We start from the raw sequence: 23,084 nt of genomic DNA, 5'->3' as shown, positions 1-23,084 counted from the left end.
TCGTAAAAGCGCCTTTAGGGCGCTTTTTTATTGCCTAAGTAAAAATGTAAAGTTAATGTGAATGTGCGGGTGTATTCAGACTGTTGAACTGCTACAGTAAAACTATGGTGTTAAGTAAGTCGTCAAATGAAAAAAATAATAATCCACTTCCTTTTGGCATCAATATTGGTTTTTTGTTCAGGTCTTCATTCGGCTTGGGCGGGTAGTTTTGTACAACGGGTTTTTTCTGACAGGGACGGACTTGAAGCGACCAGTATTCGCGCGCTCACACTCGATGACCATGGTTTTATATGGGCTGCAACCGAGCAAGGTTTATATCGGGTTAGTAATTCTAAAGTGAGGCGAATTGATAAAACGGGTTCTGAGTTACGCCTTGCTGATGAGTTTTTGACAACAGTTGTCAATATCGATCGCGATATGCTGTTAGTCAGTACCAATGCCGCAACCTATCTTTATGACATCGCAAAAAATCAATTTACCCAGATGGGGTCACCTAATTTATTCCCTCATTTCCCTGGTGGAGTGTTAATTTCTGCTGCTCGTAAAAATGCCCAAGAATGGCGCTTGTTGATTGATAACGGCCAGATTTACGACTTATCCCCCTCAACCTTGACCTTAACTTTAGTGAGTCAGTTACCCGTTAATCGCGATCTACCCTGGCGCAAGTTATTGAGCATGCCTGATGGTCAGTTTCTTGTTGCGGGTCAATTTCAATTGTTACTCCTTAACAGTGCCGGGGAAAAAGTCGTTGATTATCAATGGACTGAACCTATGGGCAGTATTCTGGATATGCTTGAGGATTCAAAACAGCGTATTTGGATTGCAACGAGTCGAGGGATTTACCGATTAGAACCAAAAACCTTACAGATTTTCCCTGTTCCTGAATTACCCGATTGGAGCACTGCTATGGCTGAAGGCCATAATGGTGAGATTTGGTTTTCGAGTCGGGCAGGTTTATTAAAGTGGTCTCCAGATACCCATAAGATTGAAAATTATCAACAAGAGCTTAAAACTCAAGCCAATATGGAAACATTAAAGGCGATATTGTTTGATAAATCAGGTTTGATGTGGGTTGGGGGCTCTGGAGATGGTTTAGCCTTACTGGCCTCGCAACCGGATTTCATTCTTGATACTTATACTGGCGAACCGCCACACCAATTATCTGACGCTATGGTGTGGTCGGTGTTTGCGAGTGATGAAGGATTATGGTTTGGGGCGTCAAATGTCAGCTTTGTCGGGCGAAACACTCAAAAAGCAATTACCGTAGATATTGAGGGATTAAAGCCGCACGAGAGTGTTTACGAGATCAGTCGCTTTATTGACCACTATTTATTAGTTTCGACCACGAGTGGTTTGTTTGTCGTGGATAAGTTGACCTTAAAAGGGATCAGTTTTGCCCAGTGGACGCATGGTGGTGAAGCATTTAAAAATAAACTCATCTATGGCACTTATGCCGATCCGAAACTCAAAGGACGGTTTTGGATTGCAACGGGTACGGGGCTGTATTTTTGGGAGCAAGGACTGTTTGAGCCGCAGCCATTTAACTTTGATGGGGCAACTGGGAATTCGCCAGAGCTTAAGCGGCCAACCATTCGTTCTTTATATCGAGCCTCTGACGGTAAATTATGGATAGGTGGACGAAAGGTATTTGGTTATATTGACGAGCAAAATCTTTTTCACGATCAAAGACAATTGTTCAGTGGCTTAAACTCTGTGCCCTCAATTAGCCATATTGAAGAAATATCTCCCGGTGTGATGTGGTTTGGCTCCTATGAAAGGGGCTTATTCGAATTAAATCTCCACAGCGGTAAACTGGTTTCGTTAAGTTCACAATGGCAAGTAAATTGTAGTTCAGTATTTTTTATCCAAAAAACAACCAATGCCAATGTCGTTGCCTGTGCTGATTCGCTAATTCGTCAAGATAGAGCGACAGGGCAAATCTCAATGTTTAACCAACTTGATGGCCTAATTTCTAATGAAATGAATGAAGGCGCCTATTTCTATTCTGCCGTTTCAGGTCTGTATATTGGTACTCCTGAAGGGGTGATGAACCTTGATGTGGACAAGATGGTCAACCGTATTGCCGATGATCATGTGATGTTGGAGTCGGTATCGGTTTATTACGACAACAATACCCAAGTCTCGTTGTTACCCAAACCGTTGATGGTGATTAAGCCTGACGCCAATATGGTAAGCCTGCAGATCACTAACCTCGATTACCTTGATGATTCGCCAATACAATTTAAATATCGACTCAGATATCAAGGGGAGGAAGATAACTACGTGCTGCTCCAAGGTGAGTCGCAGGTAAACCTCGCAGGCTTAGCAGCGGGAGAATATCTACTTGAGGTGTTAAGCCAAGTCAATGGAATCTGGTCAGATAAGCCCTTTACTTTTCCCTTCTATGTTGAGCAGCACTGGTGGCTGACTCAAGGGTTTAAAGGTCTATTATTATTAGTGTTTTCAATTATTGCACTGAGTTTAGCGTGGTATCGACAGCGTCAGGTTCGCACCTTTATGGCGATGAACCAAGCGCTAACCGAGAGTGATGATCGTCTCAGGCAATCGTTACGTGGCAGCGACTCTGATCTTTGGGAATGGCACAGGGATAGCCAATGTTTTTATCTCGATAACCGCGGTTATGTCTTGGGAAGTCATGCCAACGAAATTGTACTTACTCTTGAATCACTTCCCGTACATCCTTTGGATCGGGAAAAAGTACTGGTGCAATGGAATAGCATGCTTGCAGGAGAGGTTGATCGGTTTGAAGCCGAATATCGATATCATCGTCGCGATGGTAACTGGGGCTGGTTGAGGGTGCGTGGGCGTCCTGTGGCTCGTAATAAACAAACCCAAGTTATTGAGCGGGTAGCGGGGATTTATAGTGATATAACCTTGCAGCGGCAGCTTGAAGATGAAGTCAGTCTTTTAGCCCAAGCGTTTGAAAATACATCAGAAGGTGTACTTATTTTAGACGTAGATGAAAATATTCGTGTTGCCAATCATGCCGCTCAGCACATTATAGGCTCAGAACAACAGAGCTTAGTCGGCCTATCATTTTCGCAATTTGTGCAAATGAAGGATGGGTTATCTACGGAAGTTGCCCAGTTACTTGGTCAGGATAGCTCATGGACGGGTGAGCGTGAGTTAGTCGGACAAAACGGCCTAGTGTATCCCGTATGGCTTAACGTGTCGGTGATGCAGTCACTGAATGAAAATGCCATTCACTATGTAGTGGTATTTTCAGATATCACTGAGCGGAAACGCACCGAGGCCGACCTTAGACGTCTGGCAAATTACGATGTATTAACAGGACTCCCTAACCGTTCGTTATTCGCCAATCGTTTGATGCAATCTATTCAAGCGGCTGAGCAAAGTGGTGAAAAGTTAGCATTGCTGTTTCTTGACCTAGATAGATTTAAGCATGTCAATGATTCCTATGGCCACAGTATGGGCGATGCACTCTTAGTTGAAGCATCTAATCGATTACAATCCTGTATCGGAAGTGACCATTTACTCTGCCGTTTTGGTGGCGATGAATTTGTTATTTTGCTGAAGAATGTTAAAGAGTTAAGTGATATTAACCACTTAGCTGAACAGTTGTTGGCACAAATCGTCGCGCCATTTAGGTTGTTTGGCCGCGAGTTTTATATTTCAACCAGCATTGGGATCAGTATTTGGCCCGATGATGCAATGCAGCCAGAAGCCTTCATAAAAAATGCGGATCTGGCCATGTATCATGCCAAGGAAGAAGGTCGTGGTAACTTCAAATATTATTCATCAGAGCGCAATGCCCAAGCGTTATACCATTTACGTTTGGAGGCTGATTTACGTAAAGCGATAGAGCGGCAAGAATTTGAACTGTATTATCAACCACAAATTGATATTTTGCAGGGGGATAAATTTATTGGCATGGAAGCACTCATTCGTTGGCGACATCCCGTCGATGGTTTTGTGCGACCCGATATTTTTATTAAAGTTGCCGAAGCTTGTGGTTTGGTTGTTGATATTGATCGCTGGGTTTTACGCCGTGCGTGTTCGGATGGGGCCAAATGGGCAATGCAAACCGCTGAGCCATTTAAATTGTCGGTCAATATTTCAGCTGTGCATTTCCGTCAACCAGACTTTATCGATGGCGTGAAGAAAATTCTCGATGCCACCCGTATGCCCGCTTCATCTTTATGTTTAGAAATTACCGAAGGAGTGTTAATGAAAGAGTTGCAGGTGGCTAAAGCCCACTTAATGCAGCTTGACGAGCTTGGCATTGAAGTCGCGATTGACGACTTCGGCACCGGATATTCCTCTTTAGCTTATTTACGCAATTTTGAGGTGAATACACTCAAAATTGACCGTTCATTTTTGATCGATATCGCCTCGAATTCTGCCGATCAGGCTATTGTGAGTAGTATTATTGAATTGGCACGTAACTTAAAATTAACCGTAGTAGCCGAAGGGGTTGAAACCGTTGAGCAGTTAGAGCAGCTTTTTAGCCGTGGCTGTTATATTGTTCAGGGCTATTACTTTGCCAAACCAATGTCTGTCAGTGATTTTGAAAAATATCTTCAGTTACAGTCTCCGCTTGACTCATGGCAATCTTAATCTGCAATTTATGTGTGCTTAATTGCGCATTTTTAGCCTCGGCTCAAGTTGGGATTTTATGTTGAATTATCTGTTTACAGCACTTGTGTTTAAACGTAAATGAAATAACGCGATCATTAATGGCAAATTTTCAACTCATCGGTTCAGATAAAATATGACTGATGGTTAAATAGATAAATTTGCTAATATTAACTCGAAATTTTTTATCCTATAAAAGTACTCATTATGATGCGCAGAATAGTAGCTTCTCTCTTTTTATGTGTGTTGCTGACTCCCTTATGTGCGGCTGAACGGCCAAAAATAGGATTAGTGTTAAGCGGTGGTGGTGCTAAAGGCGCCGCCCATGTTGGTGTACTTAAAATTTTAGAAGAACATCATATTCCTGTGGACTATATTGCAGGTACAAGTATCGGCGCTTATGTCGCGGGTATGTATGCCTTGGGATACAGTGCAAGTGAAGTCGAAACCATCATGATGGGGGTTGATTGGGATAGTGGTTATTCGGATACCATCCCTCGTAATGTATTGAGTTATCGAGATAAACAGTTACGAGATCGCTATAATATTCCGCTCAATATTGGTTATACCGAAGGCGAGGTGAAAGCGCCAAGTGGGGTATTGCGTGGGCAGACCATGTCGCAGTTATTACGACAGTCTACGGATTTAGTGGAGCAATTTGGTGATTTTGATGCTTTAGCTATTCCTTATCGTGCCGTGGCGACGGATTTAGAAACCAGTCTACCCGTAGTGCTTAACCATGGCAGTATTATCAAAGCAATGCAGGCTTCTGCTACGGTGCCAGGTGCATTACAACCTACGCAAATCGACGGTAAGTTACTGGTGGATGGTGGTATTGCCAACAATATGCCTGTGGACGTAGTGAAGGCGATGGGCGCTGATATTATCATTGCTGTGGATATTGGCTCACCACTGGTAAAAAAAGATAAGCTCGATAGCACTATTGCCGTATTAGATCAGTTGTCCAATTTCTTGACTAACGCCAGTACTGAAAAACAAAAGCAATTATTGACTGATAATGATGTGTTGATCCGTCCTGCGATCGATGCCCTAAGCACAACCGATTTTACCATCATGCCTTTAGCGTTAACCCTCGGCAAAGAAGCGGCGACCAGTCAGTTAGTTAAATTGCAAAAGATGAGCGTTAGCGAAGAACAATATGCCGCCTATGTTGAGAGTAAAAGGGCCAAGGGTAAGACTGTCATGGCGGATATCGCTCATCCTATCAAGGAAATTGTGTTTGATAACCACTCAAAAGTTAGCCTTAATTTATTAAAAGAAACCCTAGAACTTAAACCTGGTCAGAATATTACTAAAGATGAATTGAACGATGCGATAAAACGTATCTATTCCTTAAATAAATTTGAACGTGTTGACGCCGAATTTGTGGAGGGTAAAGAAGGGCGTGTACTTACGGTAACCACGCGCGCTAAATCATGGGGACCTAATTATTTCCAACTAGGCTTTAATTGGGAGGACGATTTTAGCTCTGATTCAGCCATCAGCTTTGATATGGCTTATACCATGACAGACTTAACCTTTAATGGCGGAGAGTGGCGAAACGAAGTTAAGCTTGGATTCGAGAAGCTATTTGCGACTGAGTTTTATCAGCCCTTGAATCGGGATCAAGAGTTTTATAGTCGAGCTCGTTATCAATACGATATCCATAATTGGGACTTATACGATAACAATAATCGTGCGCTAACCTTTGATAAGAAAACCCACACCGTCGAATTAGGTATTGGTTACAACTATGTGCTGCAAGGCGTTGTCGAGTTGGGGCTAGTGGCGGAAAAAGGTGTCATTATTAATGATGCATGGTTACTTCAGGATTTTGATTTTAACTCCTATGGCGCTTATTTCAGGATGGGGTATGACAGCTTAGACAGTATTAGTTTTCCTACATCGGGCAATCGTGTCAGCTTAAACGTTTATGTTCGTAAAGAGAATTTTGACGATGTCATCGATAATCAGAACGACTATAGCGTGCAGATAGAGGCCGACTGGAAAGGCGCACTGAGCGTTGGTAATCATGCGTTTGTGGGTAAAGCGTCGCTTGCGACAAATAATAATGATGGCCTCAATACCTTACACTTATCTGATTTGGGCGGTTTCTTAAATCTTTCTGGTTATCACAAGGACTCGTTGAATGGAGCTCATAAACTCTTTGGTGCCTTTATTTATCAGTATGATTTAGGGCGTGATGCCTTAGGTATGCGAGATTACCCGCTCTATTTAGGGCTAAGTTTAGAGGCGGGAAATGTGTGGTTTGAACGATCAGAAGTATCGCTTACTGATCTTATTTATGCATCGAGTCTGTACATTGGCACTGATACCACAATGGGACCTGCGGCGATTGGTTTTGGTATTACCGATATGGGTGATAAGTCAGTTTATTTATTTATTGGTAAAGCGTTTTAATGATAAGGGTATAACTAGGGCGTGTTGACGTTTCGAGATTAGATTTTGTTCATTCTGTCTTTTAATAAGGTGGGATGAATCGATAAGTGTCATAACCTTTTACAAAATCTTACTACAGCCAAACCAGTCTAAATGCTAAGGTTTTGCAGGAAAAAATAACAACACTCTCAACGGAAGCTGGGGAAAACAATGAAGAAGATAAGCACACTGGCGCTGGGTATTGCCTTGAGCCTAGGTTTAGCCGCTTGCAGCAGCGAGCCTAAAACTGAAGTCGCCGCGGTTTCTGGCATTGAATTACAAAACTTTGATGCCTCAGTTCGCCATCAAGATGATTTTTACTACAGTGTTAACGGTAAATGGTTAGCCAACACACCTATTCCAGCTGATAAATCCAACTACGGTGCATTTTCTGTGCTGTACGATCAAAGCCAAGATGCATTGAAAAAGATCATCGATGCAGCGGCCGCAAAAAAGAATGCTGCCCCTGGCTCCAATGAGCAAAAAATTGGCGACTTTAATGCCAGCTTTATGAATACCGATTTGCTCGAAACCTTAGGTGTAACCCCATTAAATCCATTACTGGCGGACATCTCTGCAGTGAAAAATCACAGTGAATTACCCGCGGTGATGGGGAAATTACTCACCAGCGGTTCAGGTATTCCCTTTGGTTTCTACGTTAATAACGACGCGAAAAACTCTACCCAATATGCAGTGTATTTAAGCCAGTCAGGCTTAACCTTGCCAGACCGCGATTACTACTTAAAAGATGACGCTAAGTTTGTCGCTAATCGCCAAGCAATGGCGAAACATGTGACTGATATTCTGACTGAAGCGGGCTATAAAAATGCAAAACGTGCCGCGAAAAACGTGGCCGATATTGAAATGATGATCGCGAAAAGTCAGTGGAGCCGTGTAGAGTCGCGCGATGCGAACAAATCCTATAACAAACTGAACCGCGCCGAGCTGCAAAAGCTCATGGGACAGTTTGATTTTAATGCCTTTGCCGCGACTGCTGGCTTAGGTGATAAAGTGACTGACGTGATCGTGCGTCAACCCTCTTATTTTGAAAAGTTAGGTGCAAATTTTGATGCCTTCCCTGTTTCGGCTTGGCAGGACTATTTAACGTTCCACCTCGTGGATAGTTACGCCGAGCTGTTAAGTAAAAACTTTGTCGATCTTAACTTTGCCTTTAAGAGCAAAACGTTGATGGGCATTGAAGAGCAGCAACCACGCTGGAAAAAAGCGGTTGATGGCGCCGACCAAGTAATAGGTGAATTAGTGGGTGAAGAGTACGTTAAGCAGTACTTTAAACCAGAAGCCAAAGCTCGCATGGAAACTATGATCAAAAATCTGATCAAAGGTTTCGAAGTCAGTATTAATGAGCTTGAGTGGATGACGCCAGAAACTAAAGTCGCGGCTCAGGAAAAACTGTCTAAGTTTACCTACAAGATTGGTTATCCAGACAAATGGAAAGACTACACTGCGCTAGAAATCAAGCCTGATGAGCTGGTGGGCAACTATATGCGTTACGCCCAGTTTGAATATCAAGACATGATCAACAAGCTCGGTAAGCCAATCGATCGTACCGAGTGGCATATGACACCGCAAACGGTGAACGCTTATTACAGCCCAGTTGGCAATGAAATCGTATTCCCAGCAGCGATTCTGCAACCGCCATTTTTCAATATGGAAGCCGATGATGCGGTCAACTACGGCGGTATCGGTGCGGTTATTGGCCACGAAATCAGCCATGGTTTCGACGACCAAGGCGCTAAGTACGATGGCGACGGTAACCTGCGTGACTGGTGGTCGGATAAAGACCGTGAAGAGTTCCAAAAACGCGGTAAGCAACTGTCGGCGCAGTATTCTGGCTACGAAGCATTACCCGGTAAGTTTGTGAACGGTGATTTAACCTTAGGCGAAAACATCGGTGACTTAGGTGGGTTAACAGTAGCTGCTCGCGCCTATATGATGAGCTTAAACGGTAAACCTGCTCCCGTGCTCGATGGCTTAACGGGCGAGCAGCGTTTCTTCGTCGGTTGGTCACAGGTATGGCGTCGTAATTACCGTGATGAAGAGTTAGGTCGTCGTTTACTGACGGATCCACATTCACCTAGCCACTACCGCGCGATGGGGACGCCGCGCAATATTGAAGCTTTCTATAAAGCCTTTGAGCTGAAAGAGAGCGACAAGATGTATTTAAAACCAGAAGAGCGCGTAAAAATCTGGTAATCCATAGGATGAAAACGAAAAAGCCAGACATCTGTCTGGCTTTTTACTTGGGTTAGGATTAATGCCCATATCCTAAGGTTTCAATTTTTTCGATTTTTTGATCGGTTGCATAAACCCGCCGCATCAATCGTGTCGGGCCAAAATCATAGGTCCACTCAGCATATTCTATCGGCAACTTGCTTGGATCAATCACGATATCACCCGCGGAGTTTCGATAAGTGGCGGGTTGGCTATATTCTTTGGCTTCGTTTGGCGGTCCGCACTTTTCTAACACTGCGTCTAAGGGATCGCCTACGTTGATGACGAATTGCTTACAGCGCATAGAATCTGTCGCTAAGGCTGGCAAACTCGCCGCCCACAGTATTAACAACACATAATACTTCATCGGTGTATCACTAGCAGTGATTAACCTTTCTCAAATTGATTCGGTGACTTTATTTAGAACACCTTATCAAGCTCCAATAAACTCTCTAATTGATGATGGGCTATGATCCATTTTGCTTCACCGCGTTGTTCTGGCGCAGGAATCGCAACGGTTTGCATATTGGCGGCGCGGGCAGCGATCAGACCATTAAAAGAGTCTTCAATCGCGAGGCAATATCGCGGGTCAACCCCTAAGGCCGCTGCGCAATTTAAGTAAACCTCTGGATGGGGTTTGCCATAGGTGATCGCTTCAGCAGATTCTACCGCCATAAATTGGCCCTTAAGCTTAAGCCTTGCTAGCACTGCATCAATCAACGCTGTTGGTGAAGAGGTGGCTAAGCCTACCTTTAAGCCTTTTGCCTGGCAGTATGCCATTGCTTGTTGAACGCCAGACATCGGCTCACCGGTTTGCCGAATTTCTTCAGCAACTTTGTCAACAATGGCGTTGCTGACCTTGGCATTATCGTAATCGGCCCAAGGCGCTTTGTGATACCAATAATCGACACATTGATCGATACGTAACCCTGTGGTTTGTTGAATCGTTTCAATAGTGACGGGCACGCCAAGTGCCGATAACACTTCATATTCAACCCTTTGCCAAAGGGGTTCTGAATCAATTAACACGCCATCCATATCAAAAATAACGGCTTGAATACTGAGAGATGTCATTACTACTCCAAAGGACGGGAAATGGGTCATTCGAGCTTGAGTGTAAGTTTAAGCCCGTCATCTTCAAAGCCTAAACACACAAAGTTGAGAAATATTTTTGGTGGAAAAGAATTGATGTCCAAAAAATAATCGTTCGATTTTAAATTGATGAACGTATGTTAACTATTTGTAGATTATGGTTTTTTATCTGTTTTCAAACTATTGTCTAATTTCCATTGTTTTATTGTTGCCGTAAGTTGAGTTGCACCTCCGGATTTAGCCCTTATTTCGTCTTTTGCCGAGTGTGACCTGATTCATACTTTTGCAAAGCTGTAGTATACTGCTGGCCGGAAATACGGGTCGATCATGTCGGACTGTCAGCTTCAATTGAGAAGACGTGCAGTTTCGTTGTTAGAGCGCCAAACAAAGAGGAATGTTGCCGTGCTAGAAGCATATCGTAAACACGTCGCAGAACGTGCTGCAGAGGGCGTAGTCCCTAAGCCATTAGATGCACATCAAGTGGCTGAACTGGTTAAATTGGTTCAAAATCCCCCCGCTGGTGAAGAAGCTGTTATTCTTGACCTGCTCGAAAATCGAATTCCCCCCGGTGTTGACGAAGCCGCTTACGTAAAAGCCGCTTTCTTAGATGCGGTAGCTAAAGGCACTGCAACTTCACCTATCCTGTCTGCCGAACGTGCGACTGAGTTATTAGGCACTATGCAAGGTGGTTATAACATCGAGCCGCTGATCGCTCAGTTAGATAACCCCGCTCTGGCGCCTTTAGCTGCTAAAGCCTTATCTCACACTTTGCTGATGTTTGACTCTTTCCACGATGTGGTTGAGAAAATGGAAGCGGGTAACGTCTATGCAAAACAAGTGGTTGAAGCGTGGGCAAATGCAGATTGGTACTTAAGCCGTCCAAAATTAGCGGACAAAGTCACCCTGACCGTATTCAAAGTCTCTGGTGAAACCAACACCGACGACCTGTCACCAGCACCCGATGCTTGGTCACGTCCAGATATCCCATTGCACGCCTTAGCGATGCTGAAAAACGCGCGTGATGGTATCGAGCCAGATGTACCTGGCAGCGTAGGTCCAATCAAGAAATTAGAAGAACTGAAAACCAAAGGTTTCCCATTAGTTTACGTGGGTGACGTTGTAGGTACAGGTTCATCACGTAAGTCAGCTACTAACTCAGTACTGTGGTTCATGGGCGATGATATCCCATTCGTACCTAACAAACGTGCTGGTGGTTTCTGCTTAGGTGGCAAAATTGCGCCGATTTTCTTCAACACTATGGAAGATGCGGGCGCACTGCCAATCGAACTCGACGTCAGCAAAATGGAAATGGGCGATGTGATCGACATTTACCCATACGCTGGTGTTGTTAAGCGTCATGGCTCAGATGAAGTGATTTCTGAGTTCAGCCTGAAAACCGACGTACTGTTAGACGAAGTGCGTGCAGGTGGTCGTATTCCACTGATCATCGGTCGTGGTTTAACTGATAAAGCGCGTGCGGTATTAGGTTTACCAGCCTCTGACGTATTCGTACGTCCTCAAGACATCGCTGATAATGGCAAAGGTTATACCCTTGCACAGAAGATGGTCGGTAAAGCCTGTGGTGTTGCTGGTGTACGTCCAGGCCAATACTGTGAGCCTAAGATGACTTCTGTAGGTTCACAGGACACTACCGGTCCTATGACCCGTGACGAGCTGAAAGACTTAGCTTGTTTAGGCTTCAGTGCCGATTTGACTATGCAGTCATTCTGCCACACTGCCGCTTATCCAAAACCGGTTGACGTTAATACTCACCACACGCTGCCAGACTTCATTATGAACCGTGGTGGTGTGTCGCTGCGCCCAGGTGACGGTGTTATTCACTCTTGGCTAAACCGTATGTTATTACCAGACACAGTTGGTACTGGTGGTGACTCACATACGCGTTTCCCCATCGGTATTTCATTCCCAGCGGGTTCTGGTCTCGTTGCCTTCGCTGCTGCGACCGGTGTGATGCCTCTGGACATGCCAGAATCAGTATTAGTACGCTTCAAGGGCAAGATGCAACCTGGTATCACCCTACGTGATCTAGTACATGCTATCCCATTAAAAGCGATTGAAATGGGTCTGCTGACGGTTGAGAAGAAAGGTAAGATCAACATCTTCTCTGGTCGCGTACTGGAAATCGAAGGCTTAGAAACCCTGAAAGTAGAACAAGCATTCGAACTGTCTGACGCCTCAGCAGAACGCTCTGCAGCGGGTTGTACTATCAAGTTAGACAAAGAGCCAATCATCGAGTACCTGAACTCGAACATCACTATGCTGAAGTGGATGATCGCTGAAGGTTACGGTGACCGTCGTACTATCGAGCGTCGTATCAAAGGCATGGAAGAGTGGTTAGCGAATCCTGAGCTGATGAGTGCTGACGCCGATGCCGAGTACGCAGCAGTGATCGAAATCGATCTGAACGAGATCAAAGAGCCAATCCTGTGTGCGCCAAACGATCCAGACGATGCCGTGTTATTGTCATCTGTTGCGCAAACTAAGATTGACGAAGTGTTCGTGGGTTCTTGTATGACTAACATCGGTCACTTCCGTGCGACCGGTAAGATGTTAGACAAGTTCGCTAAGACGCTACCAACACGTCTTTGGATTGCACCACCGACTAAGATGGACAAAGACCAACTGACCGAGGAAGGCTACTACGGTATTTTCGGTCGCGTTGGTGCGCGTATCGAGATCCCAGGCTGTTCACTGTGTATGGGTAACCAAGCACGTGTGGCTGAAGGTGCGACAGTGGTTTCTACTTCTACCCGTAACTTCCCGAACCGTTTAGGTACAGGTGCTAATGTATACTTAGCGTCTGCGGAATTAGCGGCAGTAGCAGCATTGTTAGGTCGTCTGCCTACGGTTGAAGAATACCAAGAATACGCGAAAGAGTTAGACGCAACCGCAGCTGACACTTACCGTTACTTGAACTTCGATCAAATCGATTCTTACACTAAGAAAGCATCACAAGTGATCTTTCAATCAGCTGTATAATCGATTGATATGATAATGAAAAAGCCAGCGAAAGCTGGCTTTTTTGTTTCTATTGAATGCTTTACTGTACTGTTAATGCGCAAACAATCACATAGCAACTTAACGAAAGATAGAGGATAAATTGATTATTTATCGGTCAGGCATCTCTTTAGCGCAGTGTTTAGCGTGGCTTATCATGCCGCATTAAGCTTGCTGGGCGTGCTCTGAGTATTTGCTGTGCAGCACTTCGAGGAGTTTATCCTCTAACTCGAAACGCGTTTCCATGGTATGCGCCAGTTCGGAGAGATCTTTATCGAGCTGATACATCACTTGATCGTCCTGCGTTTCAGCGTACTTATCGTTAAAGTCTAGCGCTGCGTTGGTCGTTGGGGTGATCTTAGGCAAAACCTGTTGAATAGCCGCTTTGCAAGGGGCGCCAAATTTTTCGCAGGCGTTAATCACTTGGTCATACACTTCGAAATGACCTTCAGAAACGTAATCCACTAATAAATCACAAAATGACTTAACGTTCTCAAAAGAGGGAAGCGATTTTTCCGCATTAGTGTAGGGCGGTAGCCCAGCAATTTGGCAATAATGCACCAAGAGTTTGCGACGATTTTCTAGCCATTGATCTATAAGCTTATTTGAACCGCCCCACTTTTGTTCTGCTTTTTCGAGTTCTCTCAGCATGATGCATTCCATTTAAGTGCTAGGACATAACTCTAATGTAGGGGAGAAATAGCTCTTCGATCAACCCTTTTTATCGGGATTTGCGATAATTGGTAAATGGACAAACCAGCTGTTTTGTATAAAAAAATGTGGAAATAAAAAGCCCAACGATAGAAACCTATCGTTGGGCGAGTAATGTATATAGCAGGCTCGATGCGACGAGCTTCTTGATTGTTCTTGCTAGCGCAGACTTTTTATACCAAAGGCAGGGAACTGGTGCAACTTTTTTCTGTCTGACTGTGACTTTGAGTTCGATTAATAAACAGTATGTTATCTGGCTAGCATTTTGAGGATAACTGCTTAAATGGACAGCAATGATGGGGAATAGCTCACATAAATTATCTCATATTGGTTACATTATTCGCGTAAATGCTAAACTACCGACCCAGCGGATCTCAATAAAAGTCTAGGAATCAAGCCAAATGGCAGAATTAAAGAATGATCGTTATTTACGCGCCCTATTAAAACAGCCTGTCGATATGACTCCGGTTTGGATGATGCGTCAAGCAGGCCGCTACCTTCCTGAATATAAAGCGACTCGCGCTCAAGCGGGCGATTTCATGTCTTTATGTAAAAACCATGAATTGGCCTGTGAAGTGACACTACAACCGCTGCGTCGTTATGAACTGGATGCGGCGATTCTGTTTTCCGACATTTTGACTGTTCCCGATGCAATGGGATTAGGTCTGTATTTTGAGGCGGGTGAAGGCCCACGTTTTGAGCGCCCAACAGATACTATCGATGCCATCAAAAAATTATCAATCCCAGACCCAGAAGATGAACTGGGTTATGTGATGAAGGCCGTTAGCACGATTCGTCGTGAACTGAATGGCCAAGTGCCATTAATCGGCTTCTCTGGTTCGCCATGGACTCTAGCCACTTACATGGTTGAAGGCGGTTCGAGCAAAACCTTCGAAAAAATTAAGAAAATGGCCTACGCCGAGCCTGCTGCATTGCATATGTTGCTTGATAAGCTTGCAGATTCAGTGACCTTATATTTAAACGCACAGGTGGCTAATGGTGCGCAATCTTTAATGATTTTCGACTCTTGGGGCGGCGCGTTATCGCACACTGCTTACCGTGAGTTCTCACTGCGTTATATGCAGAAAATTGTTGATGGCTTAACTCGCTTTGCTGATGGCCGCCAAGTGCCAGTGACCTTATTCACTAAGGGCGGTGGTTTATGGTTAGAAGCGATGGCTGAAACGGGCTGTGATGCTTTAGGTTTAGACTGGACTGTCGATATCGCTGACGCCCGTCGCCGTGTTGGTCATAAAGTTGCTCTGCAAGGCAACATGGATCCATCCATGTTATATGCACCAATCCCACGTATCGAAGAAGAAGTCGCTCAAATTCTGGCTGGCTACGGTGAAGGTACAGGCCATGTGTTTAATTTAGGCCATGGTATTCACCAGCATGTGGACCCAGAGCATGCAGGTGCCTTTATTAAGGCGGTTCACGCTCAATCTAAGCAGTACCATAAATAAGCTGCACTAAATAACAAACGGACCTGAGGGTCCGTTTTTTATGGCGTTTATCACAGCGTCAGAAACTTCCACTTGGGCGTTGTTAATTGGGTATTAACTTGTGGTTTAGCGAGTGCATTAATTAATCGCGTGCTTTATAGCGTATGTCTCCGCGGTGTTAGTGCATTGGAGCTCGGTTACCATCTAACTTTTTAAAACTTTTTTATCGAATAGCTGCGTTAAATCAAAGGCGTTTAAAGCAATTAAATGCATGCTATTGCCTACTTTAGCAACGGATAAAGCAAAGTGATATTTAATACTATTTGCAAATGAGATATGTTGCATGGCGCTATAAGGGACTAAATAAAGCCGTTTGTTAATTTAATTACGTAAGCCGTGGTAAAAGATGCGCATAGGCAACAAAATATTGGTATTTATTGCAGGGTTCTGTTTACCAGCCGTTGTGCTTGTCTCCTATTGCCTCGGGGTTTGGTTTGACCATAGGGTCGAATTGTTACGTCAGGATAATGTACAGCGCGAGCTGGCGAATATTCAGCAGCAGTTCCGCATCGATGTCGATCGGTTAGGGTTTCTCACTAATATTTATGCCTCGCCATTAGCTCATCTCGATAGCGAGCAGTTAAAAGCCCTCGAGTCTTCGTGGCTTGAGAGCTCCATGTCTGCCAATTTAAGTTGGTTTATTCTGCGAGATGGAAATTTGCAGAGTGTTTTTCAAAATGAGCAATCAATAGATGATGTGAATCGGCAGGAAATCGCCAAGGCGATAACAACGCAGGCTAAGCCTGAGTTTGCCAGCGCCTATTTAATTGGCGATAAAGGATATGTCGTCACTGCGGTCGCTTCACATTTGGGTGAGTATGTGCTGTTAGTGCGGCAACTTACTGAGCGCGATCTACTGGAATACGCCCAAACCTCCCTTGTCGCGCGGATCAGCATGTCTAATGCTGTAACAACACATAATACCTTACATCCAAGTTCGGTTGCGCTGCCGAGTCTCATTAGTCAACAACCAATCTATCTCCAGGTTGAATTTTCTGATGATCCTTTTCGAGATGTAAAGCTTAGTCTCGACTGGGTGTCGCTTGCGGTGATATTACTGGGGGTATTCATTGTCGCCTTGGGTTATGTTTGGTTGCGTTCAGGCTTGTTACAGCCCCTTAATAGCTTGATGCAGCAATTAGCGCTCGTTGATCCTATGGCGAGTGTATATCGGCCTGTGACCAGCGAGGGTAATGAAGAGTTATCTGTATTGGCGAATCGCGTAAACAGCTTACTCGCGAGGATTTATCAGCAGAAAGAGCGCGGTAAAATAACCTTAGAGTCGATTGCTGAAGCCGTTATCTTGACCGACATCGATGCAAACGTCATTTACATGAATCCAAAGGCTGAAACACTGCTTGATGTGGCCAGTTGTGATGCCGTTGGTGAGAGTCTTGCTAGCTTATTAAAGGCTGGAGAGCAGTTAAATCAAGCGGTATTTCACTGTATTCGCCTTGGCGAAACGACACCTCAAGTCGCTAAAATCAAACTGTTAACCACAACGCCACGGATTATTGAACGTAGCATTAGTAACGTGCTTAATCATGAAAAAGAGATTGTCGGTACTGTAGTGGTACTGCGGGATATCACCCAAGAAGAACGCCTTAAGCACCAGCTACAAAAACGCGCAAACTTTGATGGTATTACCGGGTTACTTAATCGCCAAGCGTTTGAAGAACAACTGCCCGAGTTCGCCGGTCAAACGAGGAGCCTTGCGGTATGTTATTTGGATTTAGAGCAGTTTAAGTTGATCAATGATAGTTGTGGCCATACTGCGGGTGATCGCATGCTGGCCATGGTCGCTAAGGCAATCCAATCATGTCTTGGGCCTCAGGAGTTATTCGCTCGCTTAGGAGGGGATGAGTTCGGACTGGTGATCTGCGATCGCTCGGCGTTAGCCGTGGTGCAGTTGCTAAAGCACATTATTGCCCAGGTATCGTTGCAAGTGTTACACGATAAAAATTGCAACTACAAAGTCGGTTTAAGTATTGGTGTTGCCTTTGGGCGTGCGCCCTATATCAATGCGCAGGAGTTACTCAAGGATGCGGATATCGCTTGTATTGCCGCTAAAGCTAAGGGCGCCAATCAAATTCATATTTATGATGATAAAGATAAAGAACTGACCTACCAGCGTAATGCGCCTAAATGGGCGATGCGTATTGCCCAAGCAATTGAGGAAAATGAACTCTTGCTCTACTACCAGCCCATCCGAGGATTAGGTGCGAGTTCTAAACGCCAACGGATGGAGATTTTGCTCAGGATCCAAGAGCCTTGTGGTCGCATTTTGGCGCCTGCCCAGTTTATTGCTGCCGCAGAGCGTTTTAAGCTGATGCCTGAAATTGATAAAGAAGTGATACGTAAAGCCTTTTTATGGCTGTCACTAAATTCGCAGCTTTGGCCGGATCACTGCATTTCAATCAACCTTTCGGGCAATAGTCTCGGCGCCGAAGGCATGGTGGAATATATTGCTAAGCAGCAGCAGATTTTTGATATTCCTAGCCAATGCGTTTGCTTTGAAATTACCGAAACGACTGCGATTCAAAACCGTCACCGCGGCATGGAAATGCTCAGGCAATTGCGCAAACTCGGTTTTTCCTTTGCATTGGATGATTTTGGCAGTGGCTTTGCTTCCTACGGCTATTTACGCGAACTGCCCGTGGACTACGTCAAAATCGATGGCTGCTTTGTTAAAAACCTGGCCGTCAATGCCAAGGACTATGCCATCGTTAAATCTATTCAAGACGTTTGCCGAGTAATGGGAATTGAGACGGTCGCCGAATTTGTAGAAAACCAAGAGATTATCGATAGATTGCAAGCGATTGGTATCAACTATGCTCAAGGTTATGCGATAGGACGGCCGCAACCTCTAGCAAGTTATTGTGAGCAGTTTGAGATGAGCTTAGCGCAACGCGCATAGGGGATTGCGCTTTTTAGGTGATTATGCCAATTTACCCTTAACCGAAGTTAACATATTAGTAACAAGGATATGGTTATGGATGGACTGACGGGTAAAGTGGTTATTATTACAGGGGCTTCTGAAGGTATTGGTCGTGCGCTGGCTATTGCCATGGCGCGGGTAGGATGCCAACTTGTATTGAGTGCTCGCAACGAAACGCGTCTTGCCTCACTTGCCCTCGAAATTGCTAACTATGGTCCTACTCCCTTTGTTTTTGCCGCTGATGTCAGCAGTGCCTCCCAGTGTGAAGACTTAATTCAAGCCACGATTGCCCATTATGGCCGTCTCGATATTTTGGTTAATAATGCGGGCATGACGATGTGGTCGCGTTTTGATGAGTTAACCCAACTAGCGGTTCTTGAAGATATCATGCGCGTTAATTACTTAGGCCCTGCCTATTTGACCCATGCCGCCTTACCCTATTTAAAGTCGAGCCAAGGTCAGGTCGTGGTGGTGGCTTCGGTGGCTGGGTTAACAGGCGTACCGACTCGTAGTGGTTATGCGGCGTCTAAGCATGCTGTTATCGGTTTTTTTGATTCGCTGCGGATTGAGCTTGCTGACGATAATGTGGCCGTGACGGTGATTTGCCCTGATTTTGTCGTCTCGCAAATCCATAAGCGAGCCTTAGATGGTGCGGGTAAGCCACTCGGTAAATCGCCAATGCAGGAAGCTAAAATTCTTTCCGCAGAGCAATGTGCCGACATGATGCTACCTGTGATAGCAACCCGAGGCCGGCAGCTTATCACTTCTCTTCGCGGCCGGCTCGGACGTTGGCTTAAGCTGATTGCACCGGGCTTAATCGATAAAATAGCCCGTAAAGCAATTGCCTCAGGCCATTAGCTTTTATTGAGGTGTTTAACGATGGCTTGTTCAGCTTCATTTTGGGTTGCCTTATCACCATCAGCTTGGATGTTGGCTGTTGCCTTATGGCCTGTGAGATCCTCGGCAATATGAAGCCAGTCAGGATGCCAGTAAAAATTCTGTCCCGACAGTGTTTGCCAATTATGCACGCCGGACTTTTCGCCTTGATAAATAATGTCTTTGATTGAATAACCCATAGAAAACCCCTGATTTATTATTGGATATCATTATTGAGGTCAAATAGTGCGCTATCCACTTCGCAACTTGTGTGCGTTAGATCACGCTTTTAGGCAAAAATAAACCTCGCATTTGCGAGGTTTATTTTTTATTGCACTTAATTTTCAGTGTCTTAACGTCTAGTGCTTTAATGTCTAGAGTATTAAGGTTTCGCGCATTGGCTAGGTGAGCCTGTGCCTTTCCAAAGTGTGCTGCTATCGCTCAGTGACAGTGGGATAAAGGTTAAGCCTTGGCTCATATTCGCGGGTGGTAAATCAGTTTCGAGCTCATACATACCCATTGGTACCGTGCCAAGGCTGGCGTTTGCTGTGACTTGCATGGCTGCAAGACTAGAGTAACGCAGTCCTAGCATATCGAAATGGCTGCGCCAATCTTTGCCTGTGAGTTTGCTTAAGGAAACCAACATAAAGTCATTGCCAGGAATGTCTCTGACCGTTTTACCACCGTAGACGCTATGGCCATCGAAGGGGAATAAGTCAAAACCGAGTTTACTGCGGTTTGCCTCCCAATCGCTGGCGTTATTAGCGTATTTACCGAAAATACGGCTGTGCTGATACAGCAAAGTAAAGAGATTAAAGCCATTACTTAAGGTTGTGCCATCACTTAGCGTCATGCCATGGGCCTTGAGGGCCATTTGGATATAAAACCCCATGCGATAGCCATTATGTACCGCATAATCATTACTTGCCCAAGGTGCGGTATATCGGTCTTCGCCGATATCTAACACTTTACAGTTAGCGCCAAAGACTACACGTTTGCCACTGGTATCCTTAGTGCCTATGGCATCGGACATAAACACATAAAAGAGATCTTTGTGATTCATATGGCCATCTTTAATGATGTCGCTATTACCATCACGCAAATAATGGGTCTTCCATAGCACCACATAGGGGAAGATATTGTTGGAGTTTTCTCCTGCACGGCTGCCATAACCTGTCCAATTATCGCTATTGGCGGCAGTGGCATATTGCACATTGAGGCGGTTGGTTTGCAGATTATGGCCAAGTTCATGGTTATCTCCCCAACCCGTGGGTGAAATATTCCAAGCGGCATCCCAAGGATTGCCACTGCAACCCGATCCACATTGGGCATTCTGGTCATAGTTAGCGTGTTGGATAATCGTGCGAGTGTGCAGATTAACATCGATACAATCTTGCCCAAACAGTGCCTGACAGCTTGATAGCACCTCGGCGGGTAACGACTCACTTAAGCTTTTACCTTGGATCTTAAGTCCTGCTAAGGTGTAAACACTATTGATATGGTCCTCGACGATGCTTTTGAGCAAGGCGGTAACATCGGGGATCTTACCGCCAATGGCATTCATAAAACGGTCGCGGCGTAAATGCTGTTCAGCGCCATCGGTGCGCAGATCCACATGGGGCAGCTCAGTGTTTTGAATTTTGTCATTGAAGGCAGTGATTTCAGAAGGATTAGAAAAATCCATGATACTCGGGTGCTTAGCCACATTTTTTGCTTGCATATCGACACTGAGCGCGCCTTCGCCGCCACTGATATAGAAATAAATCGGGCCGCCATAGGGGGTTGAAAACTCGATGCTTTGCCCCTTTGCGAGCTTAATTCGTTGCTGTGCTAACTCAAGCGGCGCGCGATAAACCTTTTGTTCAAAAGCGCGGTTGGTATTGCGTCTATGATAATTGAGCTTAATTTCGACGTTGGCATTGGTGCTATCCAAACGACTGAGCGTGATGGTTTGTCCCGGTAAGGCGTACCAGCCTGAGCTGGTCCATTGACCCGTATAAGGTACGCTAATGGTTTTGCGCTCTGATACTGTGGCCGGATAAGCGTAGTGAGCATTAGTGCCTTTACTTAGATTGGCTCTGTCGGTGACATATTCCCCTAAATCGGCTTGGGCAAGGTTATGGGCGCGGGCGTAGCTCACCGTCCAATCGGCAAATAGTGCTTGCTGCCATTGGGTGAACTCGCTGTAGGCGATGGGATAATCAATTTCACTACGGTATTTATCGGCGAGCAGTAAACCGGCCTTTATCAGTGGGAAGTTACTGCGACTAAACGCATCAATGCCATTGATATCTAAGGTTTCAGCGCTGCTGCGATACCAGTCGGCACCCGCTTTAAAGGCCTCAACAAAGGCGCTGCTATTACAGCTCAAATAATTGCCTGTGCAGTCATTTAATACCTGCGTGTCAAAGCGCTGCTCCCGCAGATTTGCCAGTAGTTTCTTAACATCTTCAAGGGCTTTATCTTCAGCCAGAATGGTGCTTACACTCAGATTGTCGGCGTTGAGTTTCGACCAATAGTTGCCCGCAGTCGATAGCCCCATTTCAAGATAGAGTGGCGAGAGCATAGCGCTTTGTTCGCGTCGATAATTTGAGAGTAGCAGGGGAATACCCGCAGCCTTGGCTTTGGCAATCGCCGCTTGAATGCCCGCGTAACCTAGGTTGTCGCGGTCAATATCGCTGATAACGATTAAATCGGGTTTTAAGGTATCGATACAGCTGGCGAGGGCGCTGTAGTCGCAGCTATTGGCGGTATTGATACTGTGAGCATCGGGATAGTACTTGCTTAGCCAAGTGCGGATCCCTTCGTTATGGGGGAAATACCAACTGTCGGCACGGCTCGGCATTTGGGCCGTGACTATGCTGAGGCCATCCTGTTGATCGCCACCTTTAGTCAGCCATGAGATGAGATTTTTCAACAGTATATCTGTCTGCGCAGAAGTGTTGACGCTAAATAAGTTGCCACCCATAGCGGCATAGCGTTGTCCCTGTTGCTCGCCCGCCATCACTAGGCCGCGAACGGCACTGGCGCCACTGCCATCCACATTTGATGGCAGTAGGGTAAAAGTGTTTTCCGGCATAAAGCTCGAAAAGGTAATGGAGTCGTGGGTCGGATGCCAGCTAATGCTGCTACCTACACCTTGATAGAGCTGGGTGATTTTCGCTTTGCGGGCAGCGTCCACTTTGGCTAGTTCGGTAGTGCTGAAGTCAATCAGCTCAATGGCGCTGGCAAGGGTATGATCTTGATGGCGAATGGCATTTTCAGCATTGCTGATAAAGGCTGGAGTAATCGTGCAATCCGCCGACATCGCCGCTGTGGTATAAGTTAACTCGGCTAATGAACCGCCACAGCCACTAATTTTTTCTAGTACAAAGCCTGCGTCCGCTTGAACACTAAAGCTGGCTCTTTTGCCCGAATCGACTTTTTGGCTTGCAGGAGTGAGTTTGCCGCCCGATACCTGACTTGCACTGGCGGTATATTGGGTGATAGTCGGTGGCTGAACGGGTGGTGTGGTGGTGCTCGCATCCTCAGATCCGCCCCCGCAACCGCCAATCAGTAAGGCGATGGCGGTAGATATAAGTCTAATCTCCATAGGGAGTCCTTATTATTTTGGGAATTAACAATTATGCAGCATTGTAGCGGAATAATACGGGCTA

The 23,084-nt window shown here is 45.3% G+C and carries 12 protein-coding genes; 7 read left to right on the top strand and 5 right to left on the bottom strand.

All coding sequences use genetic code 11. The features are described from left to right. Positions 1-126 precede the first annotated feature (126 nt). The 3 genes from L976_RS06025 to L976_RS06015 all read left to right on the top strand — a co-directional run bounded on the left by L976_RS06025 (position 127) and on the right by L976_RS06015 (position 9,270). Positions 127-4,599 (top strand): EAL domain-containing protein, encoded by a 4,473-nt coding sequence (locus L976_RS06025; protein ID WP_047535168.1) that lies wholly within the window; start codon positions 127-129, stop codon positions 4,597-4,599. A gap of 225 nt (positions 4,600-4,824) precedes the next feature. Further along, a complete protein-coding gene (locus L976_RS06020; RefSeq protein WP_047535167.1) occupies positions 4,825-7,038 on the top strand; it encodes a patatin-like phospholipase family protein in 2,214 nt (737 codons plus the stop codon). A 189-nt stretch (positions 7,039-7,227) separates the two neighbouring features. Beyond that, a complete protein-coding gene (locus L976_RS06015) occupies positions 7,228-9,270 on the top strand; it encodes a M13 family metallopeptidase (protein ID WP_047535165.1) in 2,043 nt (680 codons plus the stop codon). Positions 9,271-9,328: 58 nt separating this feature from the next. Here L976_RS06015 and L976_RS06010 read toward each other — a convergent pair whose 3' ends face one another. Then, positions 9,329-9,643 (bottom strand): DUF2845 domain-containing protein, encoded by a 315-nt coding sequence (locus tag L976_RS06010; RefSeq protein WP_231570474.1) that lies wholly within the window; start codon positions 9,641-9,643, stop codon positions 9,329-9,331. 65 nt (positions 9,644-9,708) lie between these two features. Then, positions 9,709-10,362: a hexitol phosphatase HxpB gene (gene hxpB, locus L976_RS06005; RefSeq protein ID WP_047535161.1), complete on the bottom strand. Its 654-nt coding sequence runs from the start codon at positions 10,360-10,362 to the stop codon at positions 9,709-9,711. A gap of 420 nt (positions 10,363-10,782) precedes the next feature. Here hxpB and acnB point away from each other — a divergent pair, with 420 nt between their 5' ends. Next, positions 10,783-13,380: a bifunctional aconitate hydratase 2/2-methylisocitrate dehydratase gene (gene acnB, locus L976_RS06000; protein WP_047535159.1), complete on the top strand. Its 2,598-nt coding sequence runs from the start codon at positions 10,783-10,785 to the stop codon at positions 13,378-13,380. 183 nt (positions 13,381-13,563) lie between these two features. Here the strand turns inward: acnB and rsd are convergent, their stop codons facing one another. Next, on the bottom strand, positions 13,564-14,049 hold the full coding sequence (rsd, locus tag L976_RS05995; protein ID WP_086023981.1) for a sigma D regulator: 486 nt from the start codon (positions 14,047-14,049) through the stop codon (positions 13,564-13,566). 461 nt (positions 14,050-14,510) lie between these two features. Between rsd and hemE the strand changes: the two genes are divergently transcribed. The 3 genes from hemE (at position 14,511) to L976_RS05980 (ending at position 19,410) form a co-directional block, all read left to right on the top strand. After that, positions 14,511-15,575, top strand: a complete 1,065-nt coding sequence (hemE, locus tag L976_RS05990; RefSeq protein WP_037413592.1) for a uroporphyrinogen decarboxylase — start codon at positions 14,511-14,513, stop codon at positions 15,573-15,575. 385 nt (positions 15,576-15,960) lie between these two features. Further along, positions 15,961-18,531: a cyclic di-GMP phosphodiesterase PdeB gene (gene pdeB, locus L976_RS05985; RefSeq protein WP_047535157.1), complete on the top strand. Its 2,571-nt coding sequence runs from the start codon at positions 15,961-15,963 to the stop codon at positions 18,529-18,531. Positions 18,532-18,606: 75 nt separating this feature from the next. Next, a complete protein-coding gene (locus L976_RS05980; protein WP_037413590.1) occupies positions 18,607-19,410 on the top strand; it encodes an SDR family oxidoreductase in 804 nt (267 codons plus the stop codon). On the opposite strand, the gene L976_RS05975 is transcribed toward L976_RS05980, so the two are convergent. Both L976_RS05975 and L976_RS05970 read right to left on the bottom strand, forming a co-directional pair. Then, positions 19,407-19,628 (bottom strand): hypothetical protein, encoded by a 222-nt coding sequence (locus L976_RS05975; protein ID WP_037413589.1) that lies wholly within the window; start codon positions 19,626-19,628, stop codon positions 19,407-19,409. The genes L976_RS05980 and L976_RS05975 overlap by 4 nt on opposite strands. Positions 19,629-19,810: 182 nt before the next feature. Then, the gene (locus L976_RS05970) at positions 19,811-23,020 is read right to left on the bottom strand and encodes an ImpA family metalloprotease (RefSeq protein ID WP_047535155.1); all 3,210 of its coding nucleotides are present in this window, start codon (positions 23,018-23,020) and stop codon (positions 19,811-19,813) included. Positions 23,021-23,084: the final 64 nt, after the last annotated feature.

Origin of the sequence: Shewanella sp. ZOR0012 (assembly GCF_000798835.1) — a bacterium.
Taxonomy (GTDB): Bacteria; Pseudomonadota; Gammaproteobacteria; order Enterobacterales; family Shewanellaceae; genus Shewanella; species Shewanella xiamenensis.
This window is presented reverse-complemented; position numbering and strand designations above follow the sequence as displayed.